The sequence below is a fragment of the Aquibacillus rhizosphaerae genome, assembly GCF_030282825.1.
Lineage (GTDB): Bacteria > Bacillota > Bacilli > Bacillales > Amphibacillaceae > Aquibacillus_C > Aquibacillus_C rhizosphaerae.
In genome coordinates this window covers 243,531-270,021 of record NZ_JASTZU010000063.1, presented here as the reverse complement: position 1 = coordinate 270,021, position 26,491 = coordinate 243,531, and the positions used below count along the sequence as shown (strand labels likewise).

Sequence of the window (26,491 nt, the reverse complement as noted above, 5' to 3'; positions counted from 1 at the left end):
ATTATGGCTTATGTTTAAGGAATTCTATTTAAAAAAGCAAGAAACATTACTTTTAAAGTATCTTAATACTTAATGGGTAAAGATAAGTTTGTTTGGGCTCTCCTATTTCTTTCCATTCCGATATTTTTATGACAGGTAGTTTAGCGCCTTTATAATCTTCAATATGGATGGTGCCCTTTGCTTCCATCCATGTATCTTCTGTTATCGATGAAGCGTCATCTACCTCAGTCAAAAAGCCTATAATTCCAGCGTCAGCTACACAATGTGTAATAATAAACCTACCTAAAACAAACTGGTCTTCTGTAAAGTCCTCTTCCTTATAAACGAAGCCATTTAATGTAATCTCTTTCCCTTCAAATTCCCCCATATCCATGTTAATCGCTTCATAGTATGTTGAATAAAGTTCATCAGTCATGACTATTGAAGAACTGCTCTTTAATTCTTCCACCACACGCTTAAATTCTTCCTGACTAATTGTATTCGAATAGAGGTTTGGATCTTCTGGATTATCATAGGGGTCAGCTGAACTATCATCTGTATTTTCATTTTGCTCTTCTAACAATGGTTCTGCATTGTCATCACTTTCTATGTCTGGTTGTTCTGTTATTTCCAGGTTATTATCTGTTAAACTTTCCTCTCTACCCACTCCATTTAACGCATTATTAGTTAATGTGAGCATTGTTCCTTTTTTAGCTGCAATAGAAGCATCCAAAGAAGTTAAGGGAATTGCAAATCCAACAAATAACGGTAATATTATGATAGAGTAAGATAGCAACTTTTTCACATTAATTGGTGAATACCCGTGATCATGATTGTGGTCATGGTTGTGATCATGGTTGTGGCCATGGCTTTCATTTTTTGGAGACCAAACCCGTTGGATTTGGGCAATAAATAAGACAAGAAAAATTATTGCTCCTATTTTACTTAACAGATCATATTTTGGATTGATAAGCTTAAGAATATCACCAGTATAGTGCAATTTAACTATAAAGATAACAAATGTTAATAATATAGCCGCTCTAAATGCTTGTTGAAAATAAAAACGCATGCACTCACACCCCCTAATAGAAACCATGTATTAGCATTAATATAGAAAAAACAGTTCCAGTTACTATGCTTATTAATATAAATACAAACTTTGAATTAAAAACACTAAGTAGCATAAATGTATTTTTCAAATCCATCATTGGTCCATAGATAAGAAAACCTAAAATTGCTGTAGTTGGAAATAAGTTTTTAAAAGATGCAGCAATGAAGGCATCAGCCTCTGAACAAAGAGATAAAAGATAAGCTAGTCCCATCATAACCACAGTTGATGCAGCAAGTCCATCCCCTAATCCTACTAAAGCTTCTGCCGAAACGTACGTTTGTATAAAAGCAGCAAATAAACATCCGATAATTAAGTATTTCCCCATATCAAAAAATTCATCAACGGCATGTATTAGTGTACTTCCTATTCTTTCGGTTAAAGGTTGTTGGATAGAGGTTTGATGCGTGTGAGTTTTGGGTGGTATCGGGTGTTTTAATTGATTCGATTTAAATAGTAAACTTACAATTAAAGCAATTACTAAAGCAATTACAAACCCTATAATCATACGGGAAGCAGCTATTCTTAAATCATTTCCAAAGGCCATAAACGTTGACATAATTACAATGGGATTAATAAGTGGGCCAGTGAGTAAAAAACCAACTCCAGCATATATTGGAACACCTTTACCTATCAATCTGCGAACAATTGGAACTATTCCACATTCGCATGCTGGAAAACACGCTCCTACAACACAACTCATTGTGACTGCTAAAAACTTATTTTTAGGTATCCAACGTTTTATGTGGTCTTCGGTAACAAAAATTTGAATCAATCCAGCAATGATTACACCGATTAAAACAAAGGGTAGAGCTTCTATTAGAATACTTAAGAATATTGTACTCATATTATAAATAGACGAGGGTAACTGAAACATCTTTTGAAGCGAGTTACCAAAAGAAATAATATAAATAACAATTCCAAACAATACAATTCCAGTAAAATCTACAATAACCGGCCGTAACCTACGATTCATTTTATTCCTCCAGAGCTATGTAATTGGGGACCATATCTTATAGACATGTCCCCTACTATTAATCTATTCTTTTAATGCAGTTACTAGCACGTCTAGATTTTCATACATTAATGTAAAATAATCGTCGCCATTTTCTATATTTTCATCAGTGAGAACAGCGAGGTTATGAATATTAAGCGATTTTACATTTGTTTCATTTTGAATCACTGAGGCAACTTTTGGTTTCACATTTTGTTCGAATAAAAGGTAATTGATCCCATGTTCTTTAACAATATCTATAACATTTTCTAACTGTTTTTGAGAAGGCTCATCAGAAGAAGAAATACCTGCTATAGCAATTTGCTCCAAGCCATAAACTTGCTCCCAATAACCGTAGGCTGCATGTGTTACAAGTATTTCATTATTAACCTGGGATTCTAATTTACTATGAAACTCTTCATCTAATTTTTCCAACCTAGACTTCAGATTTTCGAAGTTAGTAACAAACTCTTGTTCTGCTTCTGGTTTCAATTCAATCAATGTATTCTTAATATTTTCTGCAATTGATATTGCACGAATTGGATCTAACCATATGTGAGGATCTACATCCCCGTGGTGGTGACCATCAGTTTCTCCACTAGCTTCTTCTTCATGTGCATGTTCTGTTTCAGTCGACTCTCCTTCTTCATGTGCATGTTCCGTTTCAGTCGACTCTCCTTCTTCATGTGCATGTTCCGTTTCAGTCGACTCTCCTTCTTCATGTGCATGTTCCGTTTCAGTCGACTCTTCTTCATGTGCGTGATTATGAACATCTTCACTGCTCTGTTCTTCCATATTATTTGACAATGCAATGCCACTAGAAGCTTCAACTGATAATAAGTCCTCATCTTTTAACGCTTCATTTATCGTATCCGCATATGGTTCTAATTCAGCGCCATTAAAAATAAATGCATCAGCACCTGCAATATCCACCATCGTCTTGGAGGTAGGCTCATATGTATGTGCATCAGCACCTGATGGAAGTATGGATACGATATTAACATGAGAACCTCCAATTTCATTCGCAAAATATTCTAATGGATATAAAGTTGTATAAATATCTAATTTTTCATTGTTTTCGTTAGCATCAGTTGATTGAGCTTGTTCATCTGCTCCACAACCACTTATAATGAAAACACTTAACACAAAAAGTAAAACTAGCAATCTTGAAGAAAATTTCATTTAACTCTCCCTCTCTTTTAAAACATCCCAAAAACGATTATAGCGTAATGATTCCGTTTTGTAAATAGGAATTATTTCGTTTTGTTTTGATATCCTTAAATTGTCTTATAAAAAAAACAAAAGCAAACCAGCTGAATTAATTCATTGGTTCACTTCTACATGAATTAGTACGTTTTAATAACTTTTACTGGGATATGATTATGTCTTCATCGGTAAAACTATCACTATTTTCTGATTTTATTTCAACAAAAAGCTTATGTGGAAGGCATACGATTGTTTCTCCGGGGGTATCTTTCCAGCCCATTTTCACACCAATCTGATCTGGACTGTTGTCTTCTTTAATTCTTATTCTCCCCTCATCAACTTCCATTAAATTATATTGATTTCCTTTTCCCTCAATAATAAATTCTTCATTTCCCTCATGTCCTGTTAATGTAATTTCTCGAATAACCGTTCCATTTTGCGTGATAACAGCAACAACATTATTTCCACTTTGTTGTGCTTGTATATATGAAAAGATAATCAACGGTGTAAACGATAATAGTACAAGAATTATGATAATTATGATGTCATAAGGTTTAGCCATTCTTAAATAGTTGCGCATAAAAAGATTCCTCTCTATACTTAAAAGCTATTTTTGTTTAACTAAAGCTATTCTAGCCTACACTAATTTCTATATAATATATCACGATTAGGATTTAGTCTATATCTTAGAAGTCGATAAGAAAGCTAAGGCCGCCTTGCTCACACTAGGGCAATGAAAACGAACATCTATGTGGAGCTCTTTACCACAAAGATGTTTGACTTAAGACCTCTGACGGGGTAGGCGCTGGAACTAGATTTCAAAATTTTTATACTAAAAAAAGACACCTACTCTAAAGAGTTAAATGTCTTTTACATTCTTTTCTGTACTATCCGCATTTTTATTTTTATTAAGTTCATCAATTAAGTATTGTACAAAAGCTTCATCTCTATCTAACCAAGCCTGATAGTTCCTTTTCAAGAATTTCTCAGCTTCATTAAAACTGGAAAAGGATTTATTCATTATTGTTTTGTTTTTTTCAATTTCCCATTTTCCATCATCAACTGGGTAAAGAAGAAAAATATCATTTTTCCCTTTATATAGTGAACCAAATGTTGAATTTTTAAGGTTGAAACGATTTCGTTTTGCATCCTCTCGTAATGCTTCGAACTTAAACGGTGCATCAACATACAGCTTATACGCATCATCTGTCAATACAGCACCCGAAGCTTTTTCATGTCCACCGCCGCCAAAAAGACCTGCAACTTCAGACACATCCACATCATCATGAATGGTTCGAAATCCCATTCGCTTTCCACCCATGTTTAATATGACAATGTAATCAAGATGAGGATATTCTTTACCAAGTTCATTTCCTAATTCTGAGTGATACGACTCAGCATGGACGATACCAGCAAAATACCCATTCACTTCAGATTGAATAAGTTGACGCCTCTTTCGGCGAATATAACGTTCCGTTTTTTCCTCTTCCATCTCTAGTAATTTTAATTCGAATTCATCAAAATCGAATGAATCCGTTGTAGTAAGACGAGGAATCATTTTCTGTTCAAAATCATCGATTGATATTAAAAAAAACAGTGTATTTAGCTGCTTTGCTTTAATATTATCATTTTTCTCCCATTCCCATGTATCGTATTGCCTAACCAGTTCAACAAACTCCGCTATTGTCTCTGATGGATCTAAAAGTTTCTGTGCAATAAGATAGTTGTAAAACAAGGAAGTAGCAGAAGTTAACTTACCTTCATTATCCTCTACTTCAACTTGGCCCCAATCATATTCATTAAATGTTAGTGCAGTTTTATGATGGTCTAGTAGTTTCACTTTACCACCTGCTTGATAAAATGATTCAAGCCTTTTCTCATTTTCTTCATTGACTGAAAGATCCGTTATAAATAAAAAAATATCCTTATTATTATTTTCTAAAAAGTAATTAACTTCACAATCAAGGCTAGATATTGAATTATAACGAACATTCACCTTATTACCAAAGGCGAGTTTAGCCAAAATCCCACATCCTACCCCATCTAAGTCATTATGGGACAATAGTTTATACATATGTTCACCTCAGCAACTAGTATGTGTTTGGTAAGAAGATTTTATAATTGTTATAATAAATGAGTTAACAAAATTACTCATCTGTGTCTTCCTCTACTTCTTCTGATTGTTCCTCTTCTAATTCAATATCTTCAAGGTCTAGCCAAGAAAGCATCTCATAGACAACCTTATTAATTTTTTCATCAACCATTTCTTCTCCATATTTTTTCTTTGCTCGTTCTATATTGTCAATTACATCCTGACTAAACTCAATTATTGGTGTATCGCTTTCAATATTGTTAAACAGTTCAATTATTTCATCTAATGCTTTATCAAACCTTTTGCTTTCTAATTCTGTTGCCTTCATATTAATCACCCCGTCTTAGGATATCCTGAACGCAGCATTATTAATACTACTCTTTCTATAGGCTAGTCAAACTAGAAAAAAAGATAAATAAACAAAAATGGTTGTTTCGCCCTCCCAATATTGGTACATCTGTCATTTACTATAGTAAATGTCACATTACTGGAGATGAGGAAATGAGTCCGAAACTCGAAAAATTCGTCGATAGGCTCCCTATCATGGAACCTTTTACACCGCAAAAAGAAAATGAACATGGTGCTTATTACGAAGTTAGTATGGAGCAGTTCAGACAAAAATTGCATAGAGACTTACGACCAACGCTTTTATGGGGGTATAATCGGCAGTTCCCCGGGCCGTTATTTGATGTCAAACAAGGTGAGGCTGTTAGAGTGAAATGGATAAACAACCTTCCTAAAAGTCACTTACTTCCTGTTGATAAGTCTATAGTTGATGCTAAGTTACCTGAAGTACGTACCGTTACCCACTTGCATGGTGGTGAAACACCACCTGAATCTGATGGTTATCCGGAAGCTTGGTTTACGAACGGATACAATGAGGTAGGTCCTTTTTTCAAAAGAAAAGTATACGAGTATCATAACCAGCAACGTGCAACGATGCTATGGTACCATGACCATACCATGGGAGTGACGAGACTAAACAACTATGCTGGACTTTCTGGTGCTTATATCATTCGTGATCAACATGAAAAGTCATTAAATTTACCTACTGACCAATACGAAATACCCTTAATTATTCAGGATAGATCATTTAATCAAGATGGTTCCCTTTCGTATCCAAAGCAACCAGATGATGCTTCTGACAATCTACCGAACCCATCCGTTGTTCCAGCCTTTTTAGGTGACACCCTACTTGTCAATGGCAAGGTATGGCCTTATTTAGAAGTTGAACCACGAAAGTATCGCTTTCGAATATTAAACGCATCAAATACGCGTGGTTATCAATTGTCTATTGATTCAGGGCAATCTTTTTATCAAATTGGTTCAGATGGAGGATTGTTAAGTAAAACTGTAAAGATGAACACAATTCAAATGGAGCCATCGGAACGTATCGATGTGATTATTGATTTCTCTAAACAAGAGGGGAAAAATATTATCCTAAAAAATGAACTTGGTCCTAATGCCGAATCAAATGATCGAACAGATGAAGTTATGCAATTCAAAGTAATAAAGCCACTTTCCAATCGAAAGAATAATGCTATTCCTAAACATTTATCTAACATTCCATCCCTGAAGAACAACAGAATTTCCGCGATGAGAATTTTAAAATTGGGAGGATCAACAGATGAATTTGGCCGGCCTTTGCTATTACTAAACGATAAAAAATGGAACGAAAGAGTTGAGGAAAAACCGCGTTTAGGAACAACTGAAATATGGTCGTTTTTAAATACTACCGGCTTTACACACCCAATGCATATCCATTTAATTCAATTTCAAATACTAGATCGTCAAACCTTTGACTTGGATCGCTATAATTCAGACGGGAAAATTGTTTACACCAATTCGCCAACTGCACCTAAATCAAATGAACGAGGCTGGAAGGATACGGTAGCAGCACCTTCTGCACAGATTACAAGGGTTATTGCAAAATTCGCTCCCTACACCGGTAATTATGTATGGCATTGTCACATTTTAGAGCATGAGGATCATGATATGATGCGACCTTTTACCGTTATAGATGATAATGACAAAAGAAAATAAAGATTTAAAGCAGCTACTTTATCGATAGTAGCTGCTTTTTTGGAATTTATATAGTTTTAAGTGCTTGTTCAATCGCTACTTCACCATTTACTAAGTCAAATGATTTACCAAATGTATTTTTTTCATCTAATGATGTAACGATAACATCAGCAACATCTGCACGACTTATCGATCCTGATTCTATATCCTCAGCAACAGTAACCTTGCCTGTTGCTTTATCATGGGTTAATCCACCAGGTCTGACTACTGTAAAGTTGAGTCCACTATCTTGCAAATGTTGATCGGCTTCACCTTTCATTTGTAAATAATGGCCCATACCACCAGAAGCAATATCTGGCTTATCAGCATAAAACGAACTAAGAATGACGAACCTGTTTACGTTATTTACTTTTGCAGAATCCATTAGATTGATTGCACCATCACGATCTACATCTTTCGTTTTTTCTGGTCCCGTTTTAGAACCTGAACCAGCTGCAAAAACCGCTGCATCCATTCCTTTTACAGCTGATGTTACATCCTTTTCTAAGTCAGCTAACACCGTTGTTGCACCTATTTTTTCTAGGTCAGGTGCTTGTTCGGCCTTTCTTATCATTGCATACGCATCATGCCCACGTTCTATAAGATTTTTCACTATTAATCGGCCTGTATGACCGTTTGCTCCAGCTACAAGTACTTTCATTTATAAAACTCCTTTTAAGATAATTTTTCCATAATAAGTTTTTATTATGATAATTAAAAATACACTCTTTAAATGTATCTTCCCATTTTGAATGACATTAAACACAATAGCTCATAAGAAACTTCAGCAGAATACAAAAGGCGGTATCTTTAGACTTATTTCTCCTCTAAAAATACCGCGATAGTCATAACTATTCAGTTAAACTTTCTAAAACATAATCAATCATTTTTGTATTAGCAATTGGTCCTGTGTATAACCAGCTTGTGTTTGCTTCATATTCATAAATTTGATTATTTTGAACTGCAGGAATATTTTGCCAAATCGGATCTTGTAACATTTCTGATCCGTTTCCTTGATCACTATTAATTAGAAAAATATGATCAGCATCAAGTTCAGCTAACTTCTCAAGTGAGATTTCTGACCAGTTGGAAGTAGTATTTTCGGATATTTCTTTAACTACATTTGGTAATGTAATCCCTAGATCACCGTATAATACGTCTCCACTAGATAACGTTTCACTTACTACAAAGAAAGTTCCACCGACTAACCAGATAGCTGCAGCGGACTCATCTCCAATTGCAGACTGAATGTGTTCTTTGGCATCTGCTGCCTTTGCTTCATAATCTTCTAAAACCTGTTCTGCTTGATCTTTTTTACCAAAAATTTCACCAATAGTCATTAATTCTTCTCGCCAATCATTATTTTGCTCAGTTCCAACCACATAAGTTGGAGCGATCATATTGTATTGATTATATTTGTTACCTTCTACCATAGATGCTGAATCCATAATAATTAGGTCTGGATTAAAACTAGTAACTGCCTCTAGTGGTAAATCATGAGGAATTGTTGGGACTCCCTCTAGTGAATCTTGTAAGTAATCTTGAATACTTGCACCGTCAGATACAGACCACTGTGCCACCGGTGTAATACCTAGTGCTACTAAATAGTCTTCTAAGTAAGATGCAACAACACGCTTTGGATTTGCTGGGATGGTAACTTCATTCCCTAACGCATCAGTCAAAGTACGTTCTGTTTCTTCCTCTGAACCGTTTGTTTCAGTTTGTTGTTCATCATTTTCTGTTGTTTCTTGTTCTTCGTTTTCGGATGTATTTTCTCCACTGTCATTTCCACATGCGGCTAGCAAAAACAAAAAAGCCAATAAACTAACAAATATAAATATTTTATTTTTCTTTATCATGAATCCTTTTCCCCCTAAATCTTTTATCTCACAATAAGATGATAGCAATAATCATTCTCATTTACAAGTGGAATATTATGCTTATCAGCAGTAACTACAGCTATAATTGCTCGCTTTTACTATTTATATTATAATGAAAACTATTCTCAATCCGTTATTTATAAAGGGGTACTCATTATGCCTAGCAACACGTCTACAGATACAACTAATCCAGAACAACCTAGCATTGTTTCAAGGCCAATAGTGGCTACTATTATTTTGTTTGGTGGTTTAGCTATTCTAGTTTTATCTATTGGACTATCCATTATGTACGGTGCTTCTGATATTGATTTTATTACGATATGGCAAAGTCTTACGCAATTTGACCCGTCTTCCACTTCACATCAAATAATACGTGGACTACGAATACCGAGAGCACTTGCTGCGGCGTTAATTGGAGCTTCACTTGCGATGTCAGGAGCAATCATGCAAGGGATGACAAGAAATCCACTTGCCTCACCTTCCATCATGGGTGTTACTGCAGGGGCTACATTTATGATTGCTATCTCTTATGCAGTTATGCCAGGCTCTTCGAATTTTACAATTATGCTTTGGGCATTTTCAGGTGCAGCACTAGGTACTTCGATTGTTTTTGGTATTGGTTCCTTATCTAAAAGCGGGTTAACCCCAGTTAAGTTGGCACTTGCTGGTACTGCTGTTACAGCCTTATTAAGTTCCATCTCTTCGGGGATAGCGATACATTTTAATGTCGCTAAAGATATTAGCTTTTGGTATGCAGGTGGGGTTTCGAGTATTCAATGGATGCATGTTCAACTATTGGCACCAGTGGCCATTATTGGTTTGACTATAGCGCTTTTACTCGCCAACTCAATCACCGTACTAAACCTAGGTGATGATGTCGCCAAAGGATTAGGACAACAGACAATTATCACCAAACTAACAGGGACACTCGTTGTGTTACTACTAACAGGAGCTGCAGTATCCGTTTCTGGTACCATTGGGTTTATTGGTTTAGTCATTCCACATATTACACGGTTTCTCGTCGGTGTTAATTATCGTTGGATTATTCCGTGTTCTGCCATTTTAGGTGGCCTTCTACTTGTAATTGCAGACACTGTTTCACGAATGGTTAATCCTCCTTTTGAAACACCGGTAGGAACTATAACGGCTCTAGTCGGAGTGCCCTTCTTTCTCTATTTAGCTAGACGTGAAGGGAGTGGCATACGATGAACAAAAAGATAAACAAAGCCTGGTTGGTTGCGATTGGTTTAGTGGCTGCAATTATAGTAACTCTTTTACTAAATCTTAATTTGGGAGTTGTCCGGATTGCTCCAGTCGATGTATTCAAAACATTAACAGGATCAGGCAATGAGCAAAATAGTATGATTCTATTTCACTTTCGCTTACCTCGGATGGTAATTGCCTTACTGATTGGGGCAGCTATGGCAGTGTCTGGTGCCATATTGCAAAGTGTAACACATAATGATTTAGCTGACCCAGGAATATTAGGGATAAATTCAGGTGCAGGTTTTGCTGTAGTTCTATATATTTTCTATTTTCAAGGAAATGTTCCCGACATTGGTGCATTATCTGTTTTTCTATTACCACTAGCTTCCCTAGTTGGTTCAACAATTGCTGCCATATTAATCTATACGATTTCCTGGAAAAATGGTGTCTCACCGATTAGATTAATTCTAGTCGGAATTGGTATTAATTCTGCTTTTGCAGCTTTAATTATTATCTTTCAATTGAAAATGGATCCAAATGATTTTATGCGTGCGACGGTTTGGCTGTCTGGAAATATCTCAGGAACAGATTGGACTTATGTACTAGCGATACTGCCTTGGATGTTCATTCTTATTCCATTTGCTATGTATAAAGCTAGTGCATTAAATACACTAAATTTAGGTGATGATATCGCGAAAGGTTTAGGTACACATGTAGAACGCGAGAGAAGAATTCTACTTTTTATTGCTGTTGCACTGGCTGGTGCAAGTGTATCCGTTGGTGGAGGGATTGCATTTTTAGGTCTTGTCATCCCACACCTTGCTAGAAAAATAGTTGGAGTAAGGCATGAATCTTTCCTTCCTATTACTGCACTAATGGGTGCATTTCTACTCCTAGCTGCAGATACTATAGGTAGAAATATCTTGTCCCCTTCTGAAATACCAGTAGGCCTTGTCGTTTCTGTCATTGGTGGTTCATATTTTATATACTTACTAAGTAAAACTTAGTGAATAACACAAAAAAGCATGACTAGTAAAGTCATGCTTTTTTGTGCAGTAAATTATAGATTTAGTGTGAATAACTTACTATTGCATGTGCCACGTCCAGCTCCAGCGCTTTTTTTCTATATAAACTATAAACTATTAACTAACATTAGATAGCTTAACGGTTAGCTTTTTCTCTTTCCTTTTTCTTTTCATTTTCTTCATGTGTATATTCAATAGAATGTTTTTGGGTATTGGTTAAAAACTTATTGTAAAGTGAACTATTTTCTATTTTTTCTATTAAATAACTAACTCTCTCATACACAATGGAACGAATATTATTAATCTCCCTAACAGCTTTTTCTAACAGCGCTTCTTGATTTTCCATGCGTCCAATCATTTCATTCTGATTTTCTACCTGGTTAGTAAACTGGTCATTAAGTGTATCTTGTTGATTGAATAATAAATCAACCTTTTCATTCAACTGATTGTTATAGACATCATATTCTGTTAAACCTCTTACTATCTCTTGATTTGATTGACTTAACTCCTTAATCTGTTCCAATATCGTTTTATTTAAAATTTGTTCATTTTCCAACATAGCATGTAGGTTGTTCTCACTTTTATCTAGATTACTAAGCCACTGTTTAACCTGATATTCGAATTGTTCCTGTTTCGATTGCCTTTCAGTTAACTCACTAAACTGTTTATCAATCCTTTCCCAATTACTAGCTTGCATATGGTAGTGGCGTTCATGTACATCCTTTAATTCTGAGAATGAGGTAATAAACGATTGATTTATATTTCTCTGTTCATTTATCAACTCTGTTAGATAATTCACCCTAAATGACTGCTGATTAGGTTCCTTAATGTTCTTTTTGTTCTTAAAGATATCCGGATGCTTTCCGATATTAATAAATACAGCCATATTTTCCTCACCCCTTTTCGTGACTTTCACCTGTATTATCCTATGCATTGAATAACGCAAAAGGGACAATGCCTACGCATCATTTTTTATTTTTCACTCAAGTGAGTCAATTTCATAATTACCTTATTCAGATAGGTGACGACAAAATTGGTATTATGAAATGGATTAAAGCGATGTTATATTTCCAAAAAAGTAGGGAACTACGGAATAAAAGGAGGAATTTTCATGAATGAATTTAAACTAAATCAACCAGCCCCTGATTTTACGCTCCCAGCTACATCAGGTGAACAATATCATTTTGACACTTATCGTAAACAGATCGGTGGTTGGCATTTACTTATCTTTTTCCGTGGATCTTGGTGTCCAGCTTGTACGGAAGAACTAATTGAATTAGAAGATGGTATTGGTTACTTTGAAAAGAAAAACATTCATTTAACTGCAATTTCTACTGACTACTTGGATTCATTAAAGGAATTCGTTACAGATAACAATATCAGTTTTCCTGTTCTTGCAGATGAAAAATTCGAAGCAATAAAAGCCTATCAAGTTCATTATCATCGTGAAGATGCTCCATATGAAGATCATGGTATACACGGCGAACCAGCATATTTCTTAGTCGATAATAACGGTAACTTACTCTATCAACAAAGGCAAACCAGCCCATTTGGCAGGCCAGGTATAAATGGATTACGGAAAATAGTCAAGTATATCAGTAAGAATTTAAAATAAATTATATTTCTTAACTATTAATATACTTAGGTAAATCCTAAGTATATTTTTTTGCTATTACCAAGAATATTATTGCTTTACAACTTACTTGATGTAAAGTTTGCACTAACTGCTATGTTGATTTCCGCTCCGGGCAGTCGCTTTCCGCGGACACGGCTTCAGCTAACTCAGAAGAAGACCGCTTCTGAGTGGATCTTCAGCTCGTGCTGTTCCCGCAGGAGTCGACTGCCCTACGCTCCAAATCAACAATCACAAGATGAATAGCTGTTGTTTTAGTTATGAGATGGTAGAAAAAAATCATTCTGCTCATACTAACTTGCTTGAACGGATTTTCTCTCTTCAATAAAAGAGCTATACTTAGCGGAGAAAAAATGCGAGACTCCAGTGGGAAAGGAACAGTCTGAAGGTCCCGCAGGGAGCGGTATTTGCTCGCGAGGAGACCGAAGCGTTCCCCACGGAAAGCGAGTGTTTTTTCGTAGCGTTGGAGCGAGTACTCATCTTAGAAAAAATGCTAGGTAGTTAGTGCAAACTCTATATTTTTTCTGTCATAAACTACATTCTTCTTAGCATAATCTTTTACATAAACTTAATTGACAATGATAATCATTTTCAATTAAACTAATAGTAAGGGAGTGATTATATGCCAAAAGTAATTTTACTTTACACTAGCATGTCCGGAAACACGGAAGAAATGGCTGGGATAATCGAAAAAAGCATAAATTCTCATGGAATAAAAGTAGATAAATTTCAAATAGATTTGGATGATTTTTCTGCAACAGACTTAATTGACTATGAGGCAATACTCTTTGGTACATATACATGGGGAGATGGCGATATTCCCTATGAAGCCGAAGAATTTTATGATGACCTTGAGGAAATAGATTTATCAGGAAAGGTCGTTGCATTATTCGGTTCCTGTGATTCCATGTACCCCAATTATGGTGGGGCTATCGAAACATTTTCTAATCGTTTCAAAGAACGTGGAGCTGCAGTTGTTCTATACCATTTAAAAGTCGAATTAACTCCAGAACAAGAGGATGTTCAACGATGTCAATCGTTTGCTGAAGCATTTATTGAGGAGATATCGATTAAATCCAAAAGTTAATTAGAAAATGATGATATTTTCTTCCCCTCTTAATCTATAAAGCAACTTAAAAAGGATAGAAGAACCAAGGGAATAACACCCCCTAATTCACTATCCTTTACAATTTTTCAAGCTTTTCTTTCCATTAAATTAATGCCAACCCCCATACACAATACACCGATTACTAATAAGATCGATAGGGATTCAGCTATAGCAACAATTCCTTGGTTATACATGACAACTTCTTTTAAAGCATCCATTGCATACGTAATTGGCAAAAGTTTAGAAATTGCTAAAATAACAGAATTTGTAACTGCCTCGATTGGCCAATAAGCCCCACCAATCATCGCCATACTTACTGACACAATCGGAACCAATGCATTCAGTTGTTCCATACTTTTCACAAGTCCTAGCATTAGCATCCCCAGAGCAACAATGGCAAATGTATAACAAGCTGTAGTCAATATGATTGCTCCAAAGTCATCGCCTATATAAAAATCAAAGACATATTTAAAGCATAAGAAAACGGCTAATATTTGTACAAACCCAATCATAAAAGCATAGCATAGGTGACCGATGTAGACTTGCCATTTTCGAACAGGGGACAAGATTACTCGATTCCATGTACCTGTTCGTTTTTCCTCGGCTACTTTTCCTAAACTGAAAATAATCGTGTAAATAGAGAAGAACAATGTCATCCCAAACAAGTAATGATTTTTTTGATCATATCCACTTGTTCTATTTGCTTCTTCAGCTGTTATATTTGTTAATGTTATTGGAGATTCATCCAGATTCCTCTCTATTTCTGCTCGAACATTTGAACTATCTGCGCTAGCTTCAACTGCTTGAAGACGTAATTCATGGGCATAAATTTGTTTGACGTATTGATCAAGTAATAATTGATCTGGGTTATCTGCAGCAATGACTATTTGATAATCAGACTTCATTGCTTTTATCGCATGCGGAATTTCTCCTAGTGCAACTTTTTTTATTGCAGTATCCTCATCGGTTATTTCAAAAGCATATGTGTCCGATTCATTTAATCGATTTATCAAGTTTTCTTGTTCAGAGCCGCTAAGTGTTTCACCAAAATAAACGGGCACAGTTGTTTTTCCCATACCAAAACCACCTAATAATAATACAAAGCCAATCGTCATCACAAACATCCAAATGACTAATCCTGGTTCACGTCGCAGCCTTTGTAATTGAAGTAATAATATGGACTTCATCTATGTCGCCCTCCTTTTAGAAAAAACTAGCAGACTCATACCAAATGTAATAACAGCAATAATTAGTAGCCTTACGACGAGTGGTGTAATAAACGCAACGCTAAGCCCTTGCGACCATTGTTGCAAAGCACTTAACATGATTCCGTTTGGTGTCCAATTCCCCAAAATGCCGAAGACCTCTGGTAAATTTGCAGTTGGTACAAAGCTACCACCCAACAAAGCAAATATCGAGACAATCCCCCCTGAAAAAATTGCAGGCAATGCATTACTTTTAAAACGTAGTGTAATCGCTGTTAACAATGCACCAAACCCACCAATACAAATAGCAAATAATAATGTAATAACTAGCATACCAATCCAAAATGATAGTGGCTTCTCCGAAAAAGCTTGTAAAATAAAACGAGCCATAGCAAATAATATGACCACTTGCAGAAAAACTAAGGTTGATGTAGAAATGGCCTTACCTGACAAATACAGTATTGGGTGTTTACCAGATAGTAAAATACGATCAAATACGTGCTGATATGTTTCTACATAGGCTTTACCTGCAATTGTAGACGCAACATACAATGCAAACATTACAGCCATTCCAATCGCGTAATATTCCATCGAGGAAATGGCTTCTTCGTCCGTAGCAGTCAGCTTTCCTCCTAATTCGGTTTGATTGACTTTGGATGCACGTTCTGTTGATAGGTTAAGGTTTTCTGTTGCTTCAGCAATAGCGGTTTCAATATTCATCGTATCAACATAACTAGTCACAATATCATGGAAAATACTAGCAGATAGCAAGGCGTGAGATCCTTCCTCTACCAACAGTTCGCTCCCCTCGCCTTGATCAAGTAGCATTTTCATTAATGCTTGGTAAGTAAACCCTGATGGCACTGTCAAAACTGCATCAACTTCCTCTGCTTCTAAAGCTTCTGTTGCTTCTGCAGCTTTCATATCATGGACCTTGATTGCCTCACTTATCTCTTTACTTTCAAAGAATTCTTCTAATACTTTAAAAGGGGCAGCTATTTCTGCTGTTTCTATCAGTTGATTTTTTGCATCTTCTGGTAGCGAAAGATTACTTACTTTCCGCGAAAAGTCTTCCAATCCTATTTCAGTATTATCCTGATTAACGATAGCAACCTCAATATCTAGTCCAGATTGTTCTCCACCAAACATTCCTTTTAAAGCAAACCCTAATATGACTGTTAATATAATTGGCATAAGTAATAAGATAAGCAACTCTGTTCGGTCACGCACTAAAACAAGTACATCCTTTTTCAAAAATGATAGCACTTCTAAGTCACCTCCTAATCCCTTAACTTTCGACCAGTCAGATGCAGGAAAACATCCTCTAGTGTCGGTACTTGAACATTTACACTGACAATCTGTGCATGATGTTGTTCTGCCATTTGAAATACTTTACCTAGTAATCTGCTTTTTTTGGGCGCTATTAATTTTACACCTTTTTCTGTTTCTATTATACGGAGTACATTTTCTATATTTGCTAATTGTAATAAAAGTTGAGGATACTGACGGTCTAATTCCAACACAATCGTTTCCTCATTCGACAATATACCTGTGAGCTCCTGTTTAGTCCCTGATGCAATCACCTTGCCATGATCCATAATATAAATTCGATCACAAAGTCTCTCTACTTCTTCCATATAGTGGCTCGTGTATAACACAGTCATCCCATTCTCACGGTTAAGCTTTTGAACCATTTCCAAAATGTAATTACGAGATTGTGGATCAATACCAACTGTTGGTTCATCCATAATAATAATTTCAGGTTCATGTAATAAGGCAACAGCTATATTTATCCGGCGCTGCATCCCACCAGAATAATTTTTCACCAATTCATCTTTGCGCTCTGTTAATCCAACGATATCTAACACATGTGCAATTCTTTCATTTAACAAGTTCCCCTTCAGGCCGTATATTCTCCCAAAAAATTTCAAATTTTCATTTGCAGTTAATTCCTTATACAAAGCAATTTCTTGTGGTACAACCCCAAGTTGTAGACGTATCACACTCGGGTCCTTGACGATGCTTTTCCCTTGCCAAGTTACATCTCCAGCAGTTGGTTTTATTAGGGAAGATATCATAGAAATAGTTGTGGACTTCCCAGCTCCGTTTGGCCCTAATAATCCGACTGATTCGCCTTTATCTAAATACAAATTAACATCATTAACTGCTATATCTTTTTTAAAAGTTTTTTTCAAATTAGTTGTTTCCAGCACAATTTGTTCCTCCTTCTTTCCGTTCAACTTTATTAAAGTATAAGAAAAAGAAGACAGCACGAATACTGTCCCCAGTCACAATATTTAATTAAAACCATGACTTGAGTCATGGTTTTTCAAATTTTTCATTTAAATTTCGCAGATGATAGAAAGTGCGACGTAACTTTCTTGAATTATTTCCATGAAGAGTGCTAAATCCAGCGCTATTTTTTAAACAAAGTGATTATGAATTGCAAAGATGGCTAACTGTGTTCGATCACGTAAATTCAGCTTATCCAATAACTGACTAATATGATTTTTAACAGTTCCCACTGATAAAGCGAGCTCCTCTGCTATTTCTTTATTGCTTCTTCCTTCCCCAATCCGTTTTAAAATGTCTAATTCTCTAGGTGTCAATGGATGCTTAAGATTTGGTCTTACTTTCGTATTATTTAAAAGCCGTGGTAGCACTTTTGCTGCTACTTCTCCTTGAAGTTGAAGACCACCTGCTAAACAACCTTTTATTGACTGAATTAATGCCTCTGCATTCGCATCTTTTAACATATAGCCATGAGCTCCAAGTCTCAGAGCCTCTAGTGCATACTCGTCATCGTTAAAGGTAGTTAATATTAAGACTTTCATATTGGGCCAACGATAACGAATAATACGTGCTGCCTCTAGTCCATCCACTTCTGGCATTCGAATATCTAAAACTGCCACATCAAAGGATTGTTGTTCACATAAGGAAATTGCTATTCTTCCATTTTTGGCTTCACCTGTAACTTTCAATGTACTATCTGTTTCCATCATCAACTTAAGTCCTTGTGCCACTAATGCTTGGTCTTCAGCTAACAGTATTCGAATCATAGGCCTCACCCTTCTCTCCTTTTAAAAAAGGAAATGTACCACGGATAATAAAACACCGCTGATAAACTAACACTTGTAAACTACCACCAGTTTGTTCCACTCGTTCTCTCATCGAAATCAACCCAAAGCCTTCTTTAACCCTAAACTCTGATGCAATGGGATTTGATATTTCAAATCGGAACACACTTTCCCCAGGTGCTTCGAATAAAACCGTTGCTTCTCGAAAAGGGCCATGACGCATGACGTTTGTTAGCGCTTCTTGAACCGCACGATAAACTGCAACCATTTGCTCGGAAGTAAGTGGCGCAGAGAAAGCATGATTTTTCACTGAAAACTGAATTCGAATAAAACTTTCAGCTTCAAGCTTTCTTATCAGACTAATAATTGCGGTAATCCCTCCAATTTCCTCATTTTTCAACGTCTTCACTGCGTGACGCGTTTCTTCCAAACTTTCTTTCGCCAAATCCTTTAACAACTCTAAACGTCCAACTGTCATTTTATCCACTTCCATTCTTGCTACTTCCAGTTGCATTAACAGATTCGATAGTTTGTGTCCAACACTATCATGTATCTCCCTAGCAATTTCAGTTCTCTCTTGTTGTCTTGCAAGTTTTTCATCGGAGATGTTTTTCCTTTTTAACAATCGATACTCATGGAGTAGTGCTTCATATCTTGCTTCAGATTCAGTTAACTGTATGTTGTATCGATGAAATATCCATAGTGCGATACTTGCTATAATTATGTATAAAACGATAAAACTTAATGGAAAACTATTCCTAACTAAGGATGTTACTAACAGACTTACAGCAATCAAGACTCCAATAGGAACTGAATACTTTTTATTTAGCCTAAAAACAGCTTCACCAGCTATGTAAGAAAAAAGCAACAGCACATAGTAATTAGGAATACCTTCATAGTACGGCCAAAAGACTGTTGACACACAAAAACATGCACCTAACCATAATAAAGCTTGGATAATCATCTGCTTTTGAAATAAAGGAATGAGAAAATAAATAGCAAAAAACGACGCACTTCCAACCCATTGGATGGCAGAAATATTAGTTGTTTGATCAGAGTGTGTCATTAAACCAAAGCTCCATATCCCTATTAATAGACAAAGCCATAACCAAAACGTATTCAGGTACACATAATCCCCCCAGTAAACTATTTATCATCAATCTAGCGTTTAAGAGTACTGTCATTAATGAATAGCTTCTTTTTTTATCCAGGCAACTTCACCTTGCTTTTTAATGAGAGTATATCCCGTGCAGCTATCATCAATGACCGCTACATTATCGCCGCGACTGACACTCATTTGCGTACAGGATACATCCGTTTTTGTTCGATAGCTACCATCTTTATTTTGTACTATATATTCATTTTTCACATAAAGCTGTTGGTTAGTTTCTTGTTGTTGACACAAAGTAAAGTGTTTTCCCTTTTCGATGGGAACAATTTCAAATAAAGGGTATCCAACAGAACCAACCATTTTAGGATATGCAGTAAAATCCTCTATCACTTTACAAGTTGGTAAAAAGTCGACATATGTATGTGAGTACATATCACCGTTTCGCCCCCTTTTAATAAGAAGCGCATTTAATTGTCCCTCTGGCTTTATAATGTTCCCTCCGTCAATCGCAATAATTTTTTTCTTTTCATCGATGATTGGATTGTGTGATGGTAAGAAAGCTTCGTAATTCACAACCGGCCAATGACCTACAATCACGTACTTGCCAGTGCGGTGTGATTTATTTAAAAAAGATTGCATCGTCAGTGCTGTTTCACGTTCTGTTTCTTTCCAATTCTTAATGTCATCTAAACCTGCATGAACAAATATATATTCATCCGAATAGAGTGCAGTTGGTAATTCACTTAACCACTTTACTTGTTCAGGGAAATGGCCAATTAGTAACTTTTTTACATCTTGTATTTTCGTTTTTTTGTTAACTTCATATCCCAATTGAGATAGCCATTCACTAAATATAGATTTTTTTCTTGCACACATATAATCAATTAATTTTGGATTCTCCATTAACAGTTCATCTATCAAACTATCACAATTACCTTCTATTACATGAACTCTTGGATTAGTAGCCATTAACTCCATCATGTAATGAACAACAGCTCTACTATTATCTCCTTTTTCACAGAGATCTCCATTTATAATCAAATAGTCATCGGTACTAAAATGAACTTTATCTAACAATTGTTTAAGCAATTCTAACTCACCATGAATATCAGAAATAGCGATAATTCTTCCATGATCCAAAAAGGTTAATTGTTTTATTTTATTCAATAAAATTTCTCCTTTATACATTACTATCTTGAAAAAATTTGATTTGACTGTCTAAACTATTCGACAAAATGCCACGAACAACCTTTGTCAACAAAATAATAATCACATAGAAATGATTTAATGTGAACATTTTCAATTATACTATTTTGAATCTCAGTCTGAGGGCTGAGTTTTTTTAATACTTGAGGGTGTAGTGACACTAAGAAATAAGAGATAAAATTAGATTAAATAAAAATGGAGAGGATGTTTTGATGGATGCTGTAATAGAAGTGAATAATATTAAAAAAAGATATAAGAAAAGGAAAACAAAAGATATTATTCACGCTGTAAACAATATTTCCTTCACGGTTAAGCGTGGTGAAATTTTGGGATTACTTGGTCCAAATGGGGCAGGGAAAACAACAACAATTAAAATGATTTGTGGCCTACTTACTCCAGATGAAGGATCAATTATAATCAATGGAATGAATATAACAGATCACCGTTTAAAGGCGTTACATCATATAAGTGCTGTTTTAGAAGGGAACCGCAATCTATATTGGCGCTTAACTGTCAAAGAGAATCTTGAGTACTTTGCAGGGAACCGTGGTGTTTCACGTAAAAAGGCAGCCAGTTTAATCAATGATCTATTAGAAAAGTTTAAATTGAAAGATAAAGAAAATGAACTTGTTAACCGACTTTCACGAGGGATGCAACAAAAGTTAGCAATTGCTATATCGATGTTAGCAGAAAGTGACGTTATTTTATTAGATGAACCTACACTTGGACTCGATGTAGAAACAGGTTACGAGGTCCGTGAAATACTTAAATCCATTGTACAAGATTACAATCGAACGATTATTATTAGTTCTCATGACATGGATGTCATTCAAGATATCTGTGAGCGAACGGTCATTATTAACCAAGGTACAATAGTTACCGATGATAAAATTGAAAACTTATTGAAGCTTTTTGAAATTAGGTCATACACCATCACGCTGGGTAATGCAATCAGTACTAAGCAAAAAGAATTATTAACTCAGAAATTCTCACATCATATATACACAAGCGACTCCTATGTAACTACTTTAGAAATTGACCTTGCAAGAAGTGAGCATATTTATGATTTGTTTAATATTTTAAAATTAGAAGCTACACCAGTTGAATCAATTGATCGAAAAACAATAGATTTTGAGCAAGTATTCATGAAAATTATTAAGGGGGAAAGAAGCAATGCAATTGCTCAACCTTCTTAACGCCAATATCCGAAAAAATTATATCGAAATGAAACGCTATTTACCGAATACAATTGCTTTACTGCTTACTTTCTATATCATTTTTCTGGCCATGTTCGCGGGAATTCAAATTATCGGTGACCCAAATACACAGGATATGAATATTCAATATGTGATTGTTAACTATATATTTTGGTATCTAGCAATGATTGTCGTCAACGATATCGGTTGGCAAATATCAAACGAAGCATCACAAGGTACTTTCGAACAACTCAGCATGTCACCTATGGGGGTATGGCGGATAATGACTGCAAGGTTAATCGCTTCCACTTTCGTTAATATTCTTATCATCATTGGTCTGCTTTTACTTTCTATGGCAACAACTGGACAATGGCTCAACCTTGATGTAATTACACTATTTCCAATATTAATTCTTACACTAATAAGTATGTTTGGACTTGGCTTAATCATAGCAGGATTAACAGTTGTATTTAAACAAATCCAAGCTTTTTTACAAATCTTACAATTTATATTAGCTGCCTTAGTGTTTGTCCCACTATCAGTTGCACCTTTTTTGGCTTTTTTTCCTATTGTAAAAGGTGTAGACCTTGTTCGTAGTGTGATGATTGATGAAATAACTTTAAACCAAATTGGAACCGGTGATTTTATGATTCTAATCGTTAATGCTGTTGTCTATTTTATTGTTGGTCTAGGATTTTTTAATTTTTGTGAACGTGTAGCGATGAATAAAGGTTTGCTTGCACATTATTGAAAATAGTTATAAAGGGAGCGGAAAATGGGAGAATTATATGTTCAAGTTGCGGCGATTATTTGTGTTAGTTTATTTTTTCTTCTGGCTGTATTCCAACTGTTACTCACTATAGGCTTTCCTTTTGGTGAAGCTTCGATGGGTGGTTTCTATAAGATTTTACCGAAACCGTTACGTATTGTTAGCGCTGCGTCAGCGCTAATTTTAGTACTGATGGGATTTGTTTTTTTACAGCACGCTCGCATCATTTCCTTTGGGTTCCATACAAGTGGATAATTACTGGGTACTTAGCTCTAAATACAATTGCCAACTTATTTTCAAAAAGCAAAAAGGAACGGATAATTATGACTCCGTTATCTATAATAGCACTAGTACTTAGCCTAGTCGTCTGCCTTTCCTAATTAGGAAAAACTAAAAATCCTCCATGAAGGGAAGAACACTGTCCACATGGAGGATAATTATTACATACCTTGTTGCTTTTCTCTGTCTTCTTTTTTCCATAACTTTCCTGGCCAATATGCATATCTTCCCAGTACCGTTGTAATAGCCGGCACGAGTAAAGGCCTAACAATAAAGGTGTCTAATAATATCCCAATGGCTGTTACCGTTCCAAATTGCACAAGAACTTGTAATGGCAAGACAGCCAAAACTGAGAACGTTCCTGCTAGTATTAAACCAGCAGAGGTTATCACACTACTTGTTTCTCCGACACCTTCAGAAATAGCTTTTTTCAAAGGCATTTGTTTACGATTTTTCCAGATACTTGAGATCATAAAGATATTATAATCGCCCCCAAGTGCGACTAGAAAGACAAATGCATATAAAGGGATTAATCCTTGCATAGCAGACGCGCCCATACCGTAGTGAATGATTAACCAACCAAGCCCTAATGCTGAGAAATAAGAAAGAACAACTGTTAATAAAAGATAAATCATCGCCACAACAGATCGTAAATAAAACAGTAATAACGTTGCTATAATAAGAAGAACAACAGGTATAATTAGACTTTGATCGTTGCTTGTAATTACTTCTGTATCATAGAGCGTTGCTGTTTCACCACCTATCCAAACACGTTCACTAGCATTAGTTATTCCTGCTTGTTCCAGTGCTTCCACCGCTGTTTGTTTATATTCTGGAACTTTTTCAACCGCTTCTGATGAATAAGGATCTACAGCTAATGTAACAGTGTATTCAACGATATTTGAGTTACTATCACCCTGCCTCGGGTCACTGACATTTTCAGTAGTAGGTAAGGATGCTAATTCTTCTTGTACTGTAACTTCCTGTCCACCCGTATCTACGATGACTTGAACAGGAGCAATTTCTCCTGCTGGATAATGTTCTGCAATAATAGCAAATCCTTCACGTGATGGCATATCTTCTGGAAATGAATCAAGCACTCCATATGTGTACTCTATTTTTGGAACAAAAATAGCAAGAGCCCCTAACAAGAACAAACATACGATAATAATCCTACGTGGCTTTTTCGTAACCAAATTGCCAGCAGCAATACTAAATCGACTTCTTGTTTTTGGATAACGCACTGGTTTGCCCTTCTTTTTCTCTAATTGCTCTGTCATTGCTTTTGTCCTTGGAATAAATGGAAAGAATGCTGTTCTTCCTAATAATGCGAGAATTGCTGGTAATAAAGTCATAACAGCAATTGCCATCATAAAGATTGCTAAACTAAATGGAACTGCAAAACGATCGTAGGAAGCATATTGAGCTAACGATAAAGTTAATAAACCAAGTACCGTAGTCAAGGCACTCATCATAATGGCACCACCAGAATTGGCTATTGCCAAGTGAAGTGCCTTATATTTATTTGGTTCTAGCTGCAGCTCATCTCGGTACCTAGATACAAGGAATAAACAATAATCAGTTCCTGCTCCAAACAAGAGGACAGTCATAATTGAAATCGCCTGAGAATCTACAACAATCCAACCTTGACTCGCCATAAAGCCAAGCAGTGGACTAATTATCCCATAAGCGAACCCAACCCCTACCAGCGGTACGACAGCTAATATTGGTGAACGGTATAAAACGATTAACAATACTAACACTAATAAAACCGTAGCTATTAGTAGTGTTACGTCGGCCTGACTAAACAATGCACTTGCGTCTGTTTGTATTCCAACCGGACCTGTAAATCTAATTTGCAATCCTTCTGATGAAATCTCCTTACTAAATACATTATTTTCGGTTAACTCCGTAATATTTGTTTCCAAAACTTCAAGAGATTGCTGTAATTCTTCTGTTGAAGCATCATTTTCAAAAAATACTGGTGTTGTTAAAGCTACACCATCACTGGATGCTGACTCTGTTAATGCTTGCAATGGAATACTAGCAAAGTCCGGTACCATCGACTGATGTTCAAGGGGGTTTTCTTGAAGTTGTTTATAAAGTGACTGAACCGCTTCAAAATCGTCATCTGTCAAACCCGCCTGACGTTGCCAAACCACTAATAATGGAACACCCGAATCATTTGGAAACTGATTTTCCGTTAGGTTAGAGGCCTCGACAGACATTGCATCTTCTGGTAACAAGTTATTTGAACCAGATTCTTCATCATTTACAGCCGGCCATACCGTGGACAGTAGTGCAACTACTAATACCCACATTACCATTGTAATCCACCTACTCTTAGACCCAGCGACTACTTTTCCCCACTTGTATAATCTGTTATTCATTACCCTTCTCCTTCTCCAATTCAATTCTTTTTCTAAATCCTTTTAAACTAAAACATTGTAATTAAGTACATATAACCTTTAATAGAATCATCTTTTAAATTTGAGCAAATATTAATTATATCCATATTAATTTTTATGTTGAATTAATTATATATACTAGTCAGTTAATAATCAACTAAATCAATTATATTATTTTCTATGCTATACTGAAAATGAAACAAACACATACAGGGAGAGAACAAGTATGAAAGAAAAAAAATCAAGGTCACTAGGTAGACCACGTGCCAGTGAATTAAAACAACCTACAAATGAACTGATTCTAAGTATGGCAACTCAATTATTTTTAACAAACGGCTATCAAGAGGTTTCTGTTGACGATGTTGCAAAAAAATGCAACATAACGAAAGCAACTGTCTATTATTACTATGAAAGTAAAGCAGAATTATTTACCGAAACTATTGTGCAAATGATGTTTCGAATACGCGAACATATGCAAACGATGCTACTGGAGGATTCACCGTTACGTGATCGTCTTTTAAAAGTTGCAGTGGCCCACTTAAAAGCAACTGTTGACCTTGATTTAGATGGGTTTATGCGAGAGACTAAAAATGTCTTATCTTCTGAACAAATCAAAAAAATGCAAGAAGCTGAAGAGAACATGTACAGAGCAATTGAAAAGGCTTTTGAAGCTGCCATCGAAAATGGAGAAATAACAAAAATCAACCCTACATTTGCGGCACATTCCTATGTATCACTGTTGAAGGTAGGTAATTATAGAGATGCTGAAAATAATGCAATATTTTCTAGTATAGAAGAAACCGCAGATCAAATTGTTCGTTTATTTTGGAATGGACTTTTCCCAAATCAGTGATAAAAACCATATATACCCGACCTATGCCCAACCTATGGATTGACAAATCACACAATCTTACATAAGATATAATTAATCCTATGCATTTACTTGGT

The 26,491-nt window shown here is 35.8% G+C and carries 25 protein-coding genes; 9 read left to right on the top strand and 16 right to left on the bottom strand.

The window, feature by feature from the left end:
- Nucleotides 1–52 precede the first annotated feature (52 nt).
- From QQS35_RS21455 to QQS35_RS21430, 6 genes are all read right to left on the bottom strand, one after another.
- Nucleotides 53–1,048 (bottom strand): TIGR03943 family putative permease subunit, encoded by a 996-nt coding sequence (locus QQS35_RS21455; protein WP_285934301.1) that lies wholly within the window; start codon nucleotides 1,046–1,048, stop codon nucleotides 53–55.
- 13 nt (nucleotides 1,049–1,061) lie between these two features.
- Nucleotides 1,062–2,063 carry a permease gene (locus tag QQS35_RS21450; RefSeq protein ID WP_285934300.1) on the bottom strand — a complete coding sequence of 334 codons (1,002 nt, stop codon included), beginning with the start codon at nucleotides 2,061–2,063 and terminating at the stop codon, nucleotides 1,062–1,064.
- Nucleotides 2,064–2,126: 63 nt separating this feature from the next.
- Nucleotides 2,127–3,263, bottom strand: a complete 1,137-nt coding sequence (locus tag QQS35_RS21445; RefSeq protein WP_285934299.1) for a metal ABC transporter solute-binding protein, Zn/Mn family — start codon at nucleotides 3,261–3,263, stop codon at nucleotides 2,127–2,129.
- Between the two features lie 184 nt (nucleotides 3,264–3,447).
- The gene (locus QQS35_RS21440; protein ID WP_285934298.1) at nucleotides 3,448–3,867 is read right to left on the bottom strand and encodes a NusG domain II-containing protein; all 420 of its coding nucleotides are present in this window, start codon (nucleotides 3,865–3,867) and stop codon (nucleotides 3,448–3,450) included.
- A gap of 279 nt (nucleotides 3,868–4,146) precedes the next feature.
- Complete coding sequence (locus tag QQS35_RS21435) at nucleotides 4,147–5,361, bottom strand: DHH family phosphoesterase (RefSeq protein ID WP_285934297.1); 1,215 nt, start codon at nucleotides 5,359–5,361, stop codon at nucleotides 4,147–4,149.
- A 73-nt stretch (nucleotides 5,362–5,434) separates the two neighbouring features.
- The gene (locus QQS35_RS21430; protein ID WP_285934296.1) at nucleotides 5,435–5,707 is read right to left on the bottom strand and encodes an atypical membrane-integrating protein (Mistic protein); all 273 of its coding nucleotides are present in this window, start codon (nucleotides 5,705–5,707) and stop codon (nucleotides 5,435–5,437) included.
- A gap of 173 nt (nucleotides 5,708–5,880) precedes the next feature.
- On the opposite strand from QQS35_RS21430, the gene QQS35_RS21425 reads away from it, so the two are divergent.
- A complete protein-coding gene (locus tag QQS35_RS21425; protein ID WP_285934295.1) occupies nucleotides 5,881–7,422 on the top strand; it encodes a multicopper oxidase family protein in 1,542 nt (513 codons plus the stop codon).
- A 46-nt stretch (nucleotides 7,423–7,468) separates the two neighbouring features.
- On the opposite strand, the gene QQS35_RS21420 is transcribed toward QQS35_RS21425, so the two are convergent.
- Together QQS35_RS21420 and QQS35_RS21415 are read right to left on the bottom strand one after the other, a co-directional pair.
- Complete coding sequence (locus QQS35_RS21420; RefSeq protein WP_285934294.1) at nucleotides 7,469–8,101, bottom strand: SDR family oxidoreductase; 633 nt, start codon at nucleotides 8,099–8,101, stop codon at nucleotides 7,469–7,471.
- A 190-nt stretch (nucleotides 8,102–8,291) separates the two neighbouring features.
- On the bottom strand, nucleotides 8,292–9,299 hold the full coding sequence (locus tag QQS35_RS21415; protein ID WP_285934293.1) for an iron-hydroxamate ABC transporter substrate-binding protein: 1,008 nt from the start codon (nucleotides 9,297–9,299) through the stop codon (nucleotides 8,292–8,294).
- 177 nt (nucleotides 9,300–9,476) lie between these two features.
- Between QQS35_RS21415 and QQS35_RS21410 the strand changes: the two genes are divergently transcribed.
- Nucleotides 9,477–10,529: a FecCD family ABC transporter permease gene (locus QQS35_RS21410; protein WP_285934292.1), complete on the top strand. Its 1,053-nt coding sequence runs from the start codon at nucleotides 9,477–9,479 to the stop codon at nucleotides 10,527–10,529.
- Complete coding sequence (locus tag QQS35_RS21405; protein WP_285934291.1) at nucleotides 10,526–11,533, top strand: FecCD family ABC transporter permease; 1,008 nt, start codon at nucleotides 10,526–10,528, stop codon at nucleotides 11,531–11,533. The genes QQS35_RS21410 and QQS35_RS21405 overlap by 4 nt, the downstream gene beginning before the upstream one ends.
- Before the next feature lie 154 nt (nucleotides 11,534–11,687).
- On the opposite strand, the gene QQS35_RS21400 is transcribed toward QQS35_RS21405, so the two are convergent.
- The gene (locus tag QQS35_RS21400; protein WP_285934290.1) at nucleotides 11,688–12,437 is read right to left on the bottom strand and encodes a hypothetical protein; all 750 of its coding nucleotides are present in this window, start codon (nucleotides 12,435–12,437) and stop codon (nucleotides 11,688–11,690) included.
- 225 nt (nucleotides 12,438–12,662) lie between these two features.
- On the opposite strand from QQS35_RS21400, the gene QQS35_RS21395 reads away from it, so the two are divergent.
- Nucleotides 12,663–13,166, top strand: a complete 504-nt coding sequence (locus QQS35_RS21395; RefSeq protein ID WP_285934289.1) for a peroxiredoxin family protein — start codon at nucleotides 12,663–12,665, stop codon at nucleotides 13,164–13,166.
- A 640-nt stretch (nucleotides 13,167–13,806) separates the two neighbouring features.
- A complete protein-coding gene (locus QQS35_RS21390) occupies nucleotides 13,807–14,271 on the top strand; it encodes a flavodoxin (RefSeq protein ID WP_285934288.1) in 465 nt (154 codons plus the stop codon).
- Nucleotides 14,272–14,378: 107 nt separating this feature from the next.
- Here the strand turns inward: QQS35_RS21390 and QQS35_RS21385 are convergent, their stop codons facing one another.
- The 6 genes from QQS35_RS21385 to QQS35_RS21360 form a co-directional block, all read right to left on the bottom strand.
- Nucleotides 14,379–15,479 carry an ABC transporter permease gene (locus QQS35_RS21385; protein ID WP_285934287.1) on the bottom strand — a complete coding sequence of 367 codons (1,101 nt, stop codon included), beginning with the start codon at nucleotides 15,477–15,479 and terminating at the stop codon, nucleotides 14,379–14,381.
- Nucleotides 15,480–16,763 (bottom strand): ABC transporter permease, encoded by a 1,284-nt coding sequence (locus QQS35_RS21380; RefSeq protein WP_285934286.1) that lies wholly within the window; start codon nucleotides 16,761–16,763, stop codon nucleotides 15,480–15,482. It abuts the gene before it with no gap.
- 14 nt (nucleotides 16,764–16,777) lie between these two features.
- The gene (locus tag QQS35_RS21375) at nucleotides 16,778–17,710 is read right to left on the bottom strand and encodes an ABC transporter ATP-binding protein (RefSeq protein WP_285934285.1); all 933 of its coding nucleotides are present in this window, start codon (nucleotides 17,708–17,710) and stop codon (nucleotides 16,778–16,780) included.
- 210 nt (nucleotides 17,711–17,920) lie between these two features.
- Nucleotides 17,921–18,556 carry a response regulator gene (locus QQS35_RS21370; protein WP_285934284.1) on the bottom strand — a complete coding sequence of 212 codons (636 nt, stop codon included), beginning with the start codon at nucleotides 18,554–18,556 and terminating at the stop codon, nucleotides 17,921–17,923.
- Nucleotides 18,534–19,640, bottom strand: coding sequence for a sensor histidine kinase (locus QQS35_RS21365; RefSeq protein ID WP_285934283.1), 1,107 nt, complete (start codon nucleotides 19,638–19,640; stop codon nucleotides 18,534–18,536). Before QQS35_RS21365 ends, QQS35_RS21370 begins: the two co-directional genes overlap by 23 nt.
- 117 nt (nucleotides 19,641–19,757) lie before the next feature.
- On the bottom strand, nucleotides 19,758–20,852 hold the full coding sequence (locus tag QQS35_RS21360) for a metallophosphoesterase (protein WP_285934282.1): 1,095 nt from the start codon (nucleotides 20,850–20,852) through the stop codon (nucleotides 19,758–19,760).
- A gap of 251 nt (nucleotides 20,853–21,103) precedes the next feature.
- Here QQS35_RS21360 and QQS35_RS21355 point away from each other — a divergent pair, with 251 nt between their 5' ends.
- Genes QQS35_RS21355 through QQS35_RS21345 form a run of 3 tightly spaced genes read left to right on the top strand, consistent with a single transcriptional unit; the run spans nucleotide 21,104 to nucleotide 23,111 of the window.
- Nucleotides 21,104–22,087 carry an ABC transporter ATP-binding protein gene (locus QQS35_RS21355; RefSeq protein ID WP_285934281.1) on the top strand — a complete coding sequence of 328 codons (984 nt, stop codon included), beginning with the start codon at nucleotides 21,104–21,106 and terminating at the stop codon, nucleotides 22,085–22,087.
- Nucleotides 22,065–22,838 (top strand): ABC transporter permease, encoded by a 774-nt coding sequence (locus tag QQS35_RS21350; protein ID WP_285934280.1) that lies wholly within the window; start codon nucleotides 22,065–22,067, stop codon nucleotides 22,836–22,838. The genes QQS35_RS21355 and QQS35_RS21350 overlap by 23 nt, the downstream gene beginning before the upstream one ends.
- A 24-nt stretch (nucleotides 22,839–22,862) precedes the next feature.
- Complete coding sequence (locus QQS35_RS21345; protein WP_285934279.1) at nucleotides 22,863–23,111, top strand: hypothetical protein; 249 nt, start codon at nucleotides 22,863–22,865, stop codon at nucleotides 23,109–23,111.
- A 185-nt stretch (nucleotides 23,112–23,296) separates the two neighbouring features.
- On the opposite strand, the gene QQS35_RS21340 is transcribed toward QQS35_RS21345, so the two are convergent.
- A complete protein-coding gene (locus QQS35_RS21340; RefSeq protein WP_285934278.1) occupies nucleotides 23,297–25,525 on the bottom strand; it encodes an MMPL family transporter in 2,229 nt (742 codons plus the stop codon).
- A gap of 244 nt (nucleotides 25,526–25,769) precedes the next feature.
- On the opposite strand from QQS35_RS21340, the gene QQS35_RS21335 reads away from it, so the two are divergent.
- Nucleotides 25,770–26,396, top strand: a complete 627-nt coding sequence (locus QQS35_RS21335; RefSeq protein ID WP_285934277.1) for a TetR/AcrR family transcriptional regulator — start codon at nucleotides 25,770–25,772, stop codon at nucleotides 26,394–26,396.
- Nucleotides 26,397–26,491 lie beyond the last annotated feature (95 nt).

Excerpts from the sequence above, each read along its gene's own strand:
- QQS35_RS21455 (WP_285934301.1), bottom strand. The coding sequence starts at position 1,048 with ATGCGTTTTTATTTTCAACAAGCATTTAGAGCGGCTATATTATTAACA.
- QQS35_RS21450 (WP_285934300.1), bottom strand. The coding sequence starts at position 2,063 with ATGAATCGTAGGTTACGGCCGGTTATTGTAGATTTTACTGGAATTGTA.
- QQS35_RS21445 (WP_285934299.1), bottom strand. The coding sequence starts at position 3,263 with ATGAAATTTTCTTCAAGATTGCTAGTTTTACTTTTTGTGTTAAGTGTT.
- QQS35_RS21440 (WP_285934298.1), bottom strand. The coding sequence starts at position 3,867 with ATGCGCAACTATTTAAGAATGGCTAAACCTTATGACATCATAATTATC.
- QQS35_RS21435 (WP_285934297.1), bottom strand. The coding sequence starts at position 5,361 with ATGTATAAACTATTGTCCCATAATGACTTAGATGGGGTAGGATGTGGG.
- QQS35_RS21430 (WP_285934296.1), bottom strand. The coding sequence starts at position 5,707 with ATGAAGGCAACAGAATTAGAAAGCAAAAGGTTTGATAAAGCATTAGAT.
- QQS35_RS21425 (WP_285934295.1), top strand. The coding sequence starts at position 5,881 with ATGAGTCCGAAACTCGAAAAATTCGTCGATAGGCTCCCTATCATGGAA.
- QQS35_RS21420 (WP_285934294.1), bottom strand. The coding sequence starts at position 8,101 with ATGAAAGTACTTGTAGCTGGAGCAAACGGTCATACAGGCCGATTAATA.
- QQS35_RS21415 (WP_285934293.1), bottom strand. The coding sequence starts at position 9,299 with ATGATAAAGAAAAATAAAATATTTATATTTGTTAGTTTATTGGCTTTT.
- QQS35_RS21410 (WP_285934292.1), top strand. The coding sequence starts at position 9,477 with ATGCCTAGCAACACGTCTACAGATACAACTAATCCAGAACAACCTAGC.
- QQS35_RS21405 (WP_285934291.1), top strand. The coding sequence starts at position 10,526 with ATGAACAAAAAGATAAACAAAGCCTGGTTGGTTGCGATTGGTTTAGTG.
- QQS35_RS21400 (WP_285934290.1), bottom strand. The coding sequence starts at position 12,437 with ATGGCTGTATTTATTAATATCGGAAAGCATCCGGATATCTTTAAGAAC.
- QQS35_RS21395 (WP_285934289.1), top strand. The coding sequence starts at position 12,663 with ATGAATGAATTTAAACTAAATCAACCAGCCCCTGATTTTACGCTCCCA.
- QQS35_RS21390 (WP_285934288.1), top strand. The coding sequence starts at position 13,807 with ATGCCAAAAGTAATTTTACTTTACACTAGCATGTCCGGAAACACGGAA.
- QQS35_RS21385 (WP_285934287.1), bottom strand. The coding sequence starts at position 15,479 with ATGAAGTCCATATTATTACTTCAATTACAAAGGCTGCGACGTGAACCA.
- QQS35_RS21370 (WP_285934284.1), bottom strand. The coding sequence starts at position 18,556 with ATGATTCGAATACTGTTAGCTGAAGACCAAGCATTAGTGGCACAAGGA.
- QQS35_RS21365 (WP_285934283.1), bottom strand. The coding sequence starts at position 19,640 with ATGACACACTCTGATCAAACAACTAATATTTCTGCCATCCAATGGGTT.
- QQS35_RS21355 (WP_285934281.1), top strand. The coding sequence starts at position 21,104 with ATGGATGCTGTAATAGAAGTGAATAATATTAAAAAAAGATATAAGAAA.
- QQS35_RS21350 (WP_285934280.1), top strand. The coding sequence starts at position 22,065 with ATGCAATTGCTCAACCTTCTTAACGCCAATATCCGAAAAAATTATATC.
- QQS35_RS21345 (WP_285934279.1), top strand. The coding sequence starts at position 22,863 with ATGGGAGAATTATATGTTCAAGTTGCGGCGATTATTTGTGTTAGTTTA.
- QQS35_RS21340 (WP_285934278.1), bottom strand. The coding sequence starts at position 25,525 with ATGAATAACAGATTATACAAGTGGGGAAAAGTAGTCGCTGGGTCTAAG.
- QQS35_RS21335 (WP_285934277.1), top strand. The coding sequence starts at position 25,770 with ATGAAAGAAAAAAAATCAAGGTCACTAGGTAGACCACGTGCCAGTGAA.